Origin of the sequence: Paenibacillus sp. M2 (assembly GCF_046713495.1) — a bacterium.
In the GTDB taxonomy this organism is placed as follows: Bacteria; Bacillota; Bacilli; order Paenibacillales; family Paenibacillaceae; genus Paenibacillus; species Paenibacillus amylolyticus_B.
In genome coordinates this window covers 150,147-161,780 of sequence record NZ_CP169648.1, presented here as the reverse complement: position 1 = coordinate 161,780, position 11,634 = coordinate 150,147, and the positions used below count along the sequence as shown (strand labels likewise).

Below are 11,634 nucleotides of genomic sequence, written 5' to 3'. Positions count from 1 at the left end.
ACTCCACGATGCCAATGTTCTCAGCCGTGGTTCTACTGTTCAGCATCCAACTCAACTTAGGGGCTGAATACTATATGATAACGCTATCATAACTGATTTTATGTTATTATAGCACAAGCCTCTGAGTAGCAATGCAAGAATTGAATTCCAAGAGCCAAAACAAAAAAACCGTGCTGAGCAGACAACAACTCAGACACGGAACAGTTCATCTGGCAGCACACCGTTATATCTTCGATGCTCTAAATGCCAGAATCCTTAAACAATGTGGCCATGGAGCCACCATCCACAATAATGCGTACGGCGCGAGCCAGCATTGGCGCAACAGGTAACACTTTGAAGCATTCAGGGTGGTCATCTGGCAGTGCGATCGAGTCCGTAACTACCACCTCTTCAATTGACGGGTGATTCAATTTACTTACTGCCCCATCTGAGAACAATCCGTGTGTTGCACATACATATACATTTTTGGACCCGCGTTCCTTCAACCCTTCCACCACATTCAGAATGGTTGTTCCGGTGTCGATCAGATCCTCAATAATAATAGGTGTCCGTCCTTCTACATCACCAATGACATGGGTAATAACCGATTCATTATGGCTTGGACGTTTCTTGATCATAATGGCAAATGGAGAATCCAGACGGTTCGCCAGCTTCTCTGCCATCGATGCTCGTCCCGCATCCGGGGAGACGACAACAGGGTTCTCGATTCCTTTGCTTAACAGATAATCACTAATCAGATCCAGTGATGTCATATGGTCAACCGGAATGTTGAAGAATCCCTGAATGGCCGCTGCGTGCAGGTCGATTGTTACCACTCGATTGGCGCCAGCTGTCGTTAATACATCTGCTACCATCTTGGCCGAGATCGGTTCCCGTGGTGCGGATTTGCGCTCTTGACGGGCATAGCCGTAATACGGAACAATGATGTTCACAGTGCGCGCTGAAGCCCTCTTTGCGGCATCAATCATCACCAACAGCTCGACAAACAGCTCATTGATCGGATGAGACAACGACTGTACCAGAAACACATCACAATTACGGATCGTTTCTTCATAATGAACGTATATTTCTCCGCTCTTGAACCTGGACAGCTTGATCTTGCCCAGTTGTACACCCAGCTTGTCACATACCTGTTCTGCCAGCTTAGGGTTCGATGAACCGGAAAAAATACGTAACGAATGCTGCATAATGCCCTCCCGAGGGTTGAAGTCCCTATATAATCCCTTAGCTAAAAGGTTATTTCCTACCCTCATTATACTCTACTGGCTTATACATTTAAAGGAATGAACGAGCGATGACGGCCTTCAAAAACAGCGACTTCCGTACAGCCCAACTCATGCAAAAGTGCTTCAGCTTCAGGCAGATAATCGCCCAGCTTCATTGGGTCATGTGCATCAGACCCCATGGTTAATGGAATGCCCATGCGAATGGCTTCCGTCAGCATTCTGCGACTAGGGAACATCTCGGCGCAAGGCTTCGATAACCCGGAAGCATTCAGCTCCATGGCGCAGCCACTTTTGGCAATAGCCTGCAACGCTGCGTTCTCCAGTGAGATACGTTCTTCTGTCTGTTCAGCTGAAGGAACATAGCCAAACCGTTTAATGACATCCGTATGGCCCATAATATCGTACAGTCCCGTCGTAGCTGCCTTGCTCACGGCATCATAGTACTGACGATATACTTCAAGGATGTCTTTGCCCTCCCAGTGATGGGTCTGGCGGAAATCCGTAATGTCCCATTCCCCGAGGAAATGAACAGAGCCAATCACATAATCCCATGGATAACGCTCAATGATTGCACGGATCTCTGTTTCCCAGCCTTCAATATAGTCACCTTCCAGACCAACACGTACGTCAATCTGTCCGCGGTAACGTTCTTTCAGGGAGAAACACTCCTCTACGTAACGCGGCAGTTCATCCATAGGCATCGCCATTTCCGGATAATATTGAGCCGGATCGACATGCAATAATGGCATGTGATCGGACAATCCAATCTGGGATAGTCCGATCTCCACACCACGTTGCACGTACTCTTCCAGTTTGCCAACGGCATGTCCACACCGCTCATGGTGTGTGTGATAATCTATACGCACGAAGCTCGCCTCCTAATCGCGGCGAGGCCGTTCATGACGGCGGCTCAGCTCTGACATAATATCGTCCAGCGGCAGCTTGCGCTCTTGTAACAGGACGAGCAGGTGATACATCAGGTCACTGACCTCCAGACGAAGCTCGTCATTATCTTTATTTTTGGCGGCGATGATCGTTTCGGATGCTTCTTCACCGATTTTTTTCAATATTTTGTCTACACCTTTATCAAACAGATACGTTGTATATGCACCCTCAGGGCGTTCACGTTCACGCTCTGCAATAACGGACTCCAGTTCAGCCAAAACCTCGAAGCGGCTTTCGGAATCGGAACTTCCCGAAGCAGATGCATCACTCGCATCATCCGAACCCTTATTCGCCGATTTCTCTGGCAAACCAATGATTTCATTATGGAAACATGTTACCGCACCTGTATGGCAGGCAGGACCGTTCGGTTTGACCTCAACCAACAAGGTATCACCATCACAATCATATTTCAGGGAAGTAATGGTCTGCACGTTACCAGATGTTGCACCTTTGTGCCACAGCTCTTGACGCGAGCGTGACCAGAACCACGTTTCACCGGATTCAAGCGACAACTTCAGAGATTCGCGATTCATATAAGCCATCATTAAGACTTCCCGAGTATCCACATCCTGCACAATGGCAGGAACCAAACCATCACTCCAACGAATGTGTTCCACAACCTGTTCCAAGGACAACTGTTCCTTGATTTCATCGCTCACTTTAGTCACGGATCTCCACCCCTTGTTCTCTCAAATGTTGTTTTAACGCCGGTACGGCGATTTCTTTGTAATGGAAAATCGTTGCGGCCAGCCCTGCGTCCGCTTTGCCTGTGGTAAATACATCAAAGAAGTGAGATTCCTTGCCCGCACCGCCCGATGCGATGACTGGAATACGCACAGATTCGGATACCGCTGCCGTCAGCTTCAGATCAAAGCCGTCTTTTGTTCCGTCCGCGTCCATACTTGTGAGAAGAATCTCCCCCGCGCCCAAGCTCTCAGCCTTTTTAACCCATTCCAGCGCCTTGATCCCGGAGGGTTTCCGTCCACCATGGGTATAGACTTCCCACTCGCCCCAAGCTTCGTTATACTTGGCATCGATCGCTACCACGATACACTGCGAGCCAAAGCGACGTGCACCATCTGCAATCAACTGCGGATTAAGTACCGCGGCTGTATTCACTGCGATTTTATCCGCTCCCGCACGGAGAATCCGCTTCATGTCCTCTACCTTGGAGATGCCACCACCTACCGTAAAGGGAATAGCGATCTCGCCCGCCGTCTGCCGCACGACTTCTTCCATCGTTTCGCGCCCTTCTACCGAAGCGGAGATATCGAGAAACACCAGTTCGTCTGCGCCCTCGCGGTCATATAGTGCCGCCAGCTCTACCGGATCACCCGCATCGCGGAGATTAACGAAGTTGACGCCTTTGACGACCCGGCCGTCCTTCACGTCCAGACAGGGGATGATTCTTTTTGCCAGCATGCTACCTCTTCCTCTCTATCCGAATATCCCTTACTTATTGACCGCACGTACTGCTTCAGACAGATCGATACTTCCTGTATACAGTGCTTTACCCACAATTGCTCCACCAACACCATCATCCGCGTGGCGACTCAAACGAAGCAGATCATCCATTACACTTACACCGCCGGAAGCAATAACCGTACGTCCGCTCGCCTTGGCAAGAGACACAATCGCTTCCACATTAGGACCCTGCATCATGCCATCACGGGAAATATCCGTAAAGATGAACGTTTCTGCCCCATATGCCGCCAATTCCTTCGCGAGTACCTCTGCCTGTACTTCCGATGTTTCGAGCCATCCGCGAGTTGCCACGTAACCATTACGTGCATCGATACCAATTGCCACTTTGTCCCCGTAACGTCCCAGTACTTCCTCTGTAAAAGCACGATCCTCAATTGCTGCTGTTCCAATGATCAGCCGACTAACACCAAGACCCAGCAAACGCTCTACATCCGCTACTGTACGAAGTCCACCGCCCACCTGAACAGGTACGTTTACAGACGACGCAATCCGCCCAATCAGCTCATCGTTAACAGGATGTCCTGCTTTCGCACCATCCAGATCCACCAGATGAACGTATGTACCGCCTTGTTTCTCCCAGGATAAAGCCACTTGAACCGGGTCATCGTTATACACGGTCTCCTGATTATAATCTCCCTGCACCAGTCTTACACATTTGCCGTCCCGGATATCAATCGCCGGATATAGGATAAAAGATGACATACAAGGCCTCCTGAATATGAATTAGATTTGTACGCTTTCTATAGTTAAGAAGAGTTGATGTTTTACCTTTGTACAGTTGCTCCTGTCAGAGCCAAAAAGTTGCCGAGCAGCTTCATGCCAAGCTCTCCACTTTTCTCCGGGTGGAATTGCATGCCGAAGTTGGATCCTCTGCCTACAATGGCTGTCACCGGATGTCCGTAATCCGTTACCGCCAGCAGATCGTCTCTGTTTTCAGTAAGCGCATGATAGGAATGGACAAAATAGACGTGACCTGCCTCCAGCCCCGTAAATAGCGGATTTTCCGCGTGCAGGAATTCCAAACGGTTCCATCCCATATGAGGAACCTTCAGCTCTCCTGATGCGAATCGCACCACTTTCCCTGGCAAAATATCCAGTCCCTCATGCTCGCCATGCTCTTCACTTGAGCTGAACAACAACTGCATCCCCAGACAGATTCCGAGCAGTGGCTTGGACCCGGCAGCAGCTTCCTTCACCACCGTATCCAGCCCACTCTCCCGCAGATGAACCATTGCATCACCAAAAGCACCTACGCCTGGCAGAATGACACCATCTGCGCCAAGAATCTCTTCCCGGTCACCCGTGACCAGCGCTTCGTAGCCAAGACGTTCGACCGCTTTGCCGACGCTGTGCAGGTTACCCATACCGTAATCGACAATTGCAATCGCCATCGTCTACAGCACTCCCTTCGTGGAAGGCACACCTGTTACCCGTGGATCAATCATCGTTGCTTCATCCAGTGCACGTCCCAGTGCCTTAAAGATTGCTTCAATCATGTGGTGGGTGTTCTGACCATAGTGCACAATGACATGCAACGTAATCCGTGCTTCCAGCGCCAATTTCCACAGGAATTCATGTACCAGCTCCGTGGAGAAACTGCCTACCTGTTGGGAAGGGTATTCTGCACGGTATTCAAAGTGAGGTCGGTTGCTCACATCAATAATAACCTGAGCGAGTGCCTCGTCCATCGGGACAAAAACACTGGCGTAGCGCTTAATACCGCGTTTGTCACCCAACGCTTCTCGCAACGTCTGTCCCAGACAGATTCCGATGTCTTCAACCGTGTGATGATCATCGATATCAATGTCTCCACGGGCCTGTACGTTCAGGTCGAATTGTCCGTGCTTCGTGAACAGATCCAGCATATGGTTCAGGAAAGGTACATCCGTTTCAATCGTGGATTGTCCTGTGCCATCTACAGTAAAGGCCAATTGAATATTGGTCTCGTTTGTTTTACGGTCAACCTCTGCTTGGCGCACTGCACCTTTGTTTTCAAGTTCCACACCATTATTTTGCTTATCCATTGTCCGATTCCGCCTTTCCTTCCTGTTCTAACCGTACAGCGATTGCACGGGCATGCCCTTCAAGACCCTCATGGCGGGCCAACTCTATAATAGCCGCTCCGTTCTGCAGCAGCGCTTCTTTACTATAATAGATCAGACTCGATTTCTTGATAAAATCGTCCACGTCCACTGGCGAACTGAACCGCGCAGTTCCATTGGTCGGAATAATGTGATTTGGTCCGGCAAAATAATCTCCTACCGGCTCCGAGCTGTACGGGCCGAGGAAGATCGCTCCGGCATTCTCGATCCGGCCAGCGTAAGCCATCGGCTCCTGCACCATAATCTCCAGATGCTCCGGTGCAAGTCGGTTCACCACGTCGATTCCCTCATCGATGGAATCGACCACAATAATCGCGCCATACTGCTCCACCGAAGCAGCAGCGATATCACGCCGCGGCAGCACTTCAAGCTGCCGCTGCACTTCGCCCTGCACGGCTTCCGCCAGCGTGGCCGAATTCGTGACGAGAATGGCCGATGCCATCTCGTCATGTTCCGCCTGCGACAACAGGTCGGCGGCGACGTACACCGGATTCGCCGTATCATCGGCGAGCACCACAATCTCACTCGGCCCGGCGATACTGTCGATATCGACCGCACCGTACACCTCGCGCTTCGCGAGCGCCACGTAAATATTGCCCGGTCCACAGATCTTGTCGACCGGGGCAATACTCTCCGTGCCGTAAGCAAGGGCGGCGATGGCTTGAGCGCCGCCAACCCGGTACATCTCGCTCACGCCTGCTTCCGCAGCAGCAACGAGAATGTACGGATTAATACCTTCGCCACCGTTCGTAGACGGTGGCGTCACGAGAACAATCTCCGGCACGCCTGCCACCTGTGCCGGAATTACATTCATCAGCACAGACGATGGATACGCTGCTTTGCCGCCAGGTACATAGACGCCGACCCGCTTCAGCGGCCGGATGACCTGGCCCAGCAGGCTGCCGTCCGGCTGCCAATCCATCCACGAGTTGCGTTTCTGCTTCTCGTGAAACGCACGAATGTTGGCGGCGGCTTGCCGAATCGCCGTCACAAAGGATGGCTCCACGGCTGAATAAGCCGCCTGCAGCTCTTCCTGCGGCACGCGCAATTCCGCGGCCGTCAGCTTCGTGCGGTCCAGCTGCTCCGTGTAACGCAGCAGTGCCGCATCACCCTCACGGCGAATGTCGCTGACAATACGCCGTACCGTTTCATTTTGCTCTGGCGTGCCATACTCCACTTCCCGCTTCAGATCAAACTCACGTGCAGGTACAATTTTCATACGTACAACCTCCTCATCCTCTGTAATGCCTGCCTTTATATGGCCAATTCGATTCTGATTTTTCACGTTTCTTGCTTCTATCGTTTCATTCTTTGGTTATTCCGTTTGTATATTTCTCGTTCCTTGCTACCTTGCATTTCTTGCTTCTCAGTAATTTATCCCCGAAGGCTTCCCGCTGAAATCTCATTCGATGCCGGAATGACCTGCTGAAGTGCATCACACAAAGCCTGGATTCGTGCGTTTTTCATCCGATAACTTACCCGATTGGCGATAAGACGGCTGGTGATGTCCAGAATACCCGTCATCTCCACCAATCCGTTCTCGCGCAGTGTCTGACCTGTCTCCACCAGATCGACAATCCGGTCTGCCAGACCAATTAAAGGCGCAAGCTCAATGGAACCATTCAGCTTGATCACCTCGACCTGTTGCCCCTGCTCCCGGAAATACTGTGAAGCAATCCTTGGATACTTCGTTGCAACACGTTGCTGGATGCCTGGCTTCCAGTCGGGAAGTCCGATCACAGACATACGGCACTGAGCGATTCCCAGATTCAACAGTTCGTACACATCCCGATCTTCCTCCAGCAGCACGTCTTTACCAACAATTCCGATATCGGCAACACCGTACTCCACATATGTTGGAACATCTACTGGCTTCGCCATAATGAATTCCATTCCAGCTTCCGGCACTTCAATGACCAATCTGCGTGTATCGTCTACGTCTTCTGGAATATCCAGCCCCGCTTCACGAAACAATTTGGAGGCTTTTTTATAGATTCGGCCCTTCGGCATGGCCACCTTCAGAATATCCGACATCTCAGCGTCCTCCTTCTTCAGATCCGTAAGTAATAACCTGCTCAGCCTGAGCGGTTCTTGCTTCAACCGATACGGCACTTGCCCCAGCCCCGTCTTCAGGAAGAAGGAGTGTCACTACATTTTGTCCCATACTGCGTAATCTTGCCGCTTCTGTTAGTGCCTCGGCCCGACGTTTCGGGGTATATTGGATAAGTACCGTTTTTTTCTCTTCAATCGTAATGCCATGAACACCATCAATAATACGGTTCGTTTTCAGTGCAAATCCTGTAGCCGGCAATGAGCGACCAAACTGTTGTAACAGATTATCATACCGTCCACCGCTACATACTGGAGATCCCAGTTCGGCTGCATACCCTTCAAAGGTCATACCCGTATAATAGGAGAAATCACCGATCATCGTCAGATCAATCAGCACATGCTCGGATACACCGTACGCTTCCAACACTTCGAATACTGCACACAGATGTGCAATCGACTGTGCTGCTTCAGCACTTGAACTTAGCTCTACCGCATGTGTGCATACTTCCTTGCCACCGCGCAGACGCAGGATCGCTTCGAGCTGTTCTTTCAACTTGGGCTCCAGATTCAATGCTTCAATGGACTGACGATAGCCTACATAATCACGTCCGAGCAGCCCTTCCTTCAATTGCTCCTGCTCCGTTGTCTGGCCTGGAATGACTTCCTCCAGTAATCCGTTCAGGAATCCCATATGGCCCATCGCTATTTTAAAAGAAGACACGCCCGCTGCCTGCAAAGAGGCAATCGCAAGCGCAACAACTTCTGCATCCGCCTCAGGTGAGTCGTCTCCAACCAGCTCCACGCCGGTCTGGAAAAATTCAGCCTCACGCCCAGCTTCCTCTTCAATGGAACGAAATACGTTCGCATGATAGGATAAACGCAGCGGCAACTGCTCATCTTTGAGCATGGATGAAACGACGCGAGCAATCGGAGCCGTTAGATCCGATCTGAGCACCAGCGTGGTTCCCCTGCTGTTTAGCAATTTAAATAATTTGCGATCCGATGTAGAGCTTGCCACACCTACCGTGTCGTAATATTCAATCGTTGGTGTGATGATCTGGCGGTAACCCCAGCGTTCCATACATTCCAGTACATTGCGTTCAATCGTCCGCAGCTTGGATACTACATGTGGTGTATAGTCGCGGAATCCGGTCGGTTTTTCAAAACCTTTTGGTTTGGACATTGGTAATATTCACCCCGAGTCAGTAGTTTAAGGTCGCACTCGTTCTATTTCAACAGGATTTATGTAGTGTAAATCCCCATTCTATCTTATAAATCTTGAATCACAGTATTATCTCATAAGCCTTCATACTATTGGTTTAGTTCAATCTTTATCATGCTTCATTTCTCCAATAATACTTTCACATGGTAAAGTGCTAACAAACTAAAGGATATGGGATATGATAACATGAAATCCGCATTACCGTCAACAATACCAATGCTTGATTGCCCTTGGATCGACATATCGTTTTATATACACACCGTTACCCTCACTAATCGGTATTTATATACGAAAAAAGCTGCCATAAGCAGCTTTTTACTTCAACCCATCTTCTTTCATTACGTTATTGACTTAATGCACACTACCCTGAGAAGAGTCATCCGTGTTAAAGACAGTCTCTTCCGTAGAAGCTGCCGCACGGGATAAATCACGTAGTGGATTGCCACCAACAAAAGCCCCTGGTGCAACATCCTTATGTACGACTGCTCCAGCAGCTACAACCGCTCCATCCCCTATGGTTACCCCAGGCAGAATCGTTGTATTGGCACCAATCAGTACATTTTCCCCGATAATGACCTCGCCCAGCCTGTACTCCTTAATGAGATACTCATGAGCCAGAATCGTTGTGTTGTAACCGATGACCGAGTTTTCGCCGACCGTTATTTTCTCCGGAAAAAACACATCCACCATCACCATCAGGCCAAAGGCCGTGTGTTTTCCCACCTTCATCCCCAGCATTCGGCGATAAATCCAGTTCTTCACTGATAGGATCGGACAGTAACGTGACAACTGGATCCAGATAAAATTACGAACGCCCTTCCACGGACTCACTGTCTTGTAGATATGCCAAAGTGCATTCTGGTCCTCTACCGGATAGCGGGTTACTTTTCTCATGAACGTCCCGTTTCAATACGGATGAGTTTCAACAAGTCTCTCATGTCGTGCAACATATGATCGGGACCATATCCGTTCAGGATTGTTTCCCCTTTAAGAGACCATGCAACCCCCGCCGAGAGTGCGCCCGCATTTTGTGCCGATTGGATATCCACCGGACTGTCACCTACCATCAACGTTTTAGTAGGATCTGCACCCAGTTCCGTCATGGCCTTCAGTACAGGCTCAGCATGGGGCTTCGGATTCGTCACATCGGTCACGGTCACAATTGTTTTCATATATTTCAGTAGATCAAAACGTTCTAGCACCTTTAATGTAGATGGACGAATTTTTGTTGTGACCACACCCATAACAATGCCCGCCTGATGCAGCGCCTCTACTACCTCAATGACATGTGGAAAAGGTCTAACCATCGCTTCATGATGAATATCATTATAAGCACGGTAACCTTTCACGTACTCGGAGACTTCCTCCTGGCCAGAGAAGGTGCGCATTTGCTGCTCCAGTGTGCCACCCATATGTGGAATGATCTGTTCCCGAGTCCATGGAGCTGAATGCTCCCATCCTCCCATGACATGCTGGAATGAGCTGATAATCAACTCATTGGTATCAATAATCGTTCCGTCCAGATCAAACAATACCGTGTCAATCATGTTGCATTACTCCTTTTTATCATCAACTTGCTTGGATTCATCTTTGGCTGGAGGTGTTACCTTATTCTCTTTGCCAGCAACTGTTCCCGTATGCTCCATATCATCTGAGGTAACTTTGGACGATACAATGGGATCACTATAACGAACATCTGCTTTACCTGTCACTCTTCTCACCACAATGAATACAACAGCAACAATAATGATACCAATTGCGAGCAGTTGCGAGATTCTTACGTTACCGTAAGCAGGATCAAGATATCCTTGTTCAAAGCCCATTGCAGTCATTGGAGACCATAACCCGTTCACTAATGAAGCGACCCATTGCGGAGCCTGGAAGCCAAGACTGTCCGTACGTAGAGCTTCAATGAAGAAACGACCGATAGAGTACCAGATGAAATAAGACATAAACAGTTCACCTGAACGCAGAAACTTCTGACGACGCAGAACCAAGAGCAAGACCAGGCCAACGAGACTCCACATCGATTCATACAAAAATGCAGGATGGTGGAATACACCCTCTACGTTCATTTGATTCACAATAAAGTCCGGCAGATGAAGCTTGTCTCTCAAAAATGATTCTTCCACAGGACCGCCGTAGGCTTCCTGATTCACAAAGTTCCCCCAGCGTCCGATCAACTGTCCAACGAGCAGTCCAGGCGCACAGATATCGGCCATACGCCAGAAGTTATATCCTTTACGACGGAAGAAAATAACTGCACAGATGATTGCACCAATAAGGGCACCATAGATGGCAATACCGCCATTCCATATTTTAAAGACATCCCAGAAGTTATCCTTATAATCTTCCCACTTAAATGCTACGTAGTAGATGCGGGCACCAATGATGGCAGAAGGTACACCCAGCAGGACCATGTCCATGAACACTTCCTGTGGAATGTTGTAGCGTTTGCCCTCCCGGATCACGAGCAGCAGTCCTATAAGTGCCGCAGCACCAAGAATAAGCCCGTACCAGTGAACCTTTAACGCTCCAATAGAGAACGCAATCGGGTTCAACAGTAATAATGTATCCATTCATTCACACTCCTATTTATTCA

The 11,634-nt window shown here is 49.5% G+C and carries 13 protein-coding genes; all 13 read right to left on the bottom strand.

Going from position 1 to position 11,634, the window contains the following annotated elements; translation table 11 throughout:
* Positions 1 to 239: 239 nt before the first annotated feature.
* Complete coding sequence (locus ACETMN_RS00810) at positions 240 to 1,187, bottom strand: ribose-phosphate diphosphokinase (protein WP_036616184.1); 948 nt, start codon at positions 1,185 to 1,187, stop codon at positions 240 to 242.
* An 80-nt stretch (positions 1,188 to 1,267) separates the two neighbouring features.
* On the bottom strand, positions 1,268 to 2,092 hold the full coding sequence (hisJ, locus tag ACETMN_RS00805; RefSeq protein ID WP_091012013.1) for a histidinol-phosphatase HisJ: 825 nt from the start codon (positions 2,090 to 2,092) through the stop codon (positions 1,268 to 1,270).
* Positions 2,093 to 2,104: 12 nt separating this feature from the next.
* A complete protein-coding gene (gene hisIE / locus ACETMN_RS00800; RefSeq protein WP_373419791.1) occupies positions 2,105 to 2,839 on the bottom strand; it encodes a bifunctional phosphoribosyl-AMP cyclohydrolase/phosphoribosyl-ATP diphosphatase HisIE in 735 nt (244 codons plus the stop codon).
* On the bottom strand, positions 2,832 to 3,593 hold the full coding sequence (gene hisF / locus ACETMN_RS00795) for an imidazole glycerol phosphate synthase subunit HisF (RefSeq protein WP_091012010.1): 762 nt from the start codon (positions 3,591 to 3,593) through the stop codon (positions 2,832 to 2,834). Before hisF ends, hisIE begins: the two co-directional genes overlap by 8 nt.
* A gap of 30 nt (positions 3,594 to 3,623) precedes the next feature.
* The gene (gene hisA, locus ACETMN_RS00790) at positions 3,624 to 4,358 is read right to left on the bottom strand and encodes a 1-(5-phosphoribosyl)-5-[(5-phosphoribosylamino)methylideneamino]imidazole-4-carboxamide isomerase (protein ID WP_091012008.1); all 735 of its coding nucleotides are present in this window, start codon (positions 4,356 to 4,358) and stop codon (positions 3,624 to 3,626) included.
* A gap of 62 nt (positions 4,359 to 4,420) precedes the next feature.
* Positions 4,421 to 5,047 carry an imidazole glycerol phosphate synthase subunit HisH gene (gene hisH, locus ACETMN_RS00785; RefSeq protein WP_091012007.1) on the bottom strand — a complete coding sequence of 209 codons (627 nt, stop codon included), beginning with the start codon at positions 5,045 to 5,047 and terminating at the stop codon, positions 4,421 to 4,423.
* 3 nt (positions 5,048 to 5,050) lie between these two features.
* Positions 5,051 to 5,680, bottom strand: coding sequence for an imidazoleglycerol-phosphate dehydratase HisB (gene hisB, locus ACETMN_RS00780; protein WP_197997954.1), 630 nt, complete (start codon positions 5,678 to 5,680; stop codon positions 5,051 to 5,053).
* Positions 5,673 to 6,977, bottom strand: a complete 1,305-nt coding sequence (gene hisD / locus ACETMN_RS00775) for a histidinol dehydrogenase (RefSeq protein ID WP_091012005.1) — start codon at positions 6,975 to 6,977, stop codon at positions 5,673 to 5,675. Before hisD ends, hisB begins: the two co-directional genes overlap by 8 nt.
* Positions 6,978 to 7,132: 155 nt before the next feature.
* Entirely contained in the window at positions 7,133 to 7,792 is a 660-nt protein-coding gene (gene hisG, locus ACETMN_RS00770; RefSeq protein ID WP_091012003.1) for an ATP phosphoribosyltransferase, read from the bottom strand.
* A gap of 1 nt (position 7,793) precedes the next feature.
* Positions 7,794 to 8,993, bottom strand: coding sequence for an ATP phosphoribosyltransferase regulatory subunit (locus ACETMN_RS00765; RefSeq protein ID WP_149846235.1), 1,200 nt, complete (start codon positions 8,991 to 8,993; stop codon positions 7,794 to 7,796).
* Between the two features lie 390 nt (positions 8,994 to 9,383).
* A complete protein-coding gene (locus tag ACETMN_RS00760; protein ID WP_036616162.1) occupies positions 9,384 to 9,926 on the bottom strand; it encodes an acyltransferase in 543 nt (180 codons plus the stop codon).
* Positions 9,923 to 10,579: a pyrophosphatase PpaX gene (ppaX, locus tag ACETMN_RS00755; RefSeq protein WP_091012000.1), complete on the bottom strand. Its 657-nt coding sequence runs from the start codon at positions 10,577 to 10,579 to the stop codon at positions 9,923 to 9,925. The genes ACETMN_RS00760 and ppaX overlap by 4 nt, the downstream gene beginning before the upstream one ends.
* 6 nt (positions 10,580 to 10,585) lie before the next feature.
* Positions 10,586 to 11,611, bottom strand: coding sequence for a prolipoprotein diacylglyceryl transferase (gene lgt, locus ACETMN_RS00750; RefSeq protein WP_076320055.1), 1,026 nt, complete (start codon positions 11,609 to 11,611; stop codon positions 10,586 to 10,588).
* Positions 11,612 to 11,634 lie beyond the last annotated feature (23 nt).

Bases quoted from the DNA above. Each gene is read 5' to 3' on its own strand.
- ACETMN_RS00810 (WP_036616184.1), bottom strand. From the start codon at position 1,187: ATGCAGCATTCGTTACGTATTTTTTCCGGTTCATCGAACCCTAAGCTG.
- hisF (WP_091012010.1), bottom strand. From the start codon at position 3,593: ATGCTGGCAAAAAGAATCATCCCCTGTCTGGACGTGAAGGACGGCCGG.
- hisA (WP_091012008.1), bottom strand. From the start codon at position 4,358: ATGTCATCTTTTATCCTATATCCGGCGATTGATATCCGGGACGGCAAA.
- hisH (WP_091012007.1), bottom strand. From the start codon at position 5,047: ATGGCGATTGCAATTGTCGATTACGGTATGGGTAACCTGCACAGCGTC.
- hisB (WP_197997954.1), bottom strand. From the start codon at position 5,680: ATGGATAAGCAAAATAATGGTGTGGAACTTGAAAACAAAGGTGCAGTG.
- hisD (WP_091012005.1), bottom strand. From the start codon at position 6,977: ATGAAAATTGTACCTGCACGTGAGTTTGATCTGAAGCGGGAAGTGGAG.
- hisG (WP_091012003.1), bottom strand. From the start codon at position 7,792: ATGTCGGATATTCTGAAGGTGGCCATGCCGAAGGGCCGAATCTATAAA.
- ACETMN_RS00765 (WP_149846235.1), bottom strand. From the start codon at position 8,993: ATGTCCAAACCAAAAGGTTTTGAAAAACCGACCGGATTCCGCGACTAT.
- ACETMN_RS00760 (WP_036616162.1), bottom strand. From the start codon at position 9,926: ATGAGAAAAGTAACCCGCTATCCGGTAGAGGACCAGAATGCACTTTGG.
- ppaX (WP_091012000.1), bottom strand. From the start codon at position 10,579: ATGATTGACACGGTATTGTTTGATCTGGACGGAACGATTATTGATACC.
- lgt (WP_076320055.1), bottom strand. From the start codon at position 11,611: ATGGATACATTATTACTGTTGAACCCGATTGCGTTCTCTATTGGAGCG.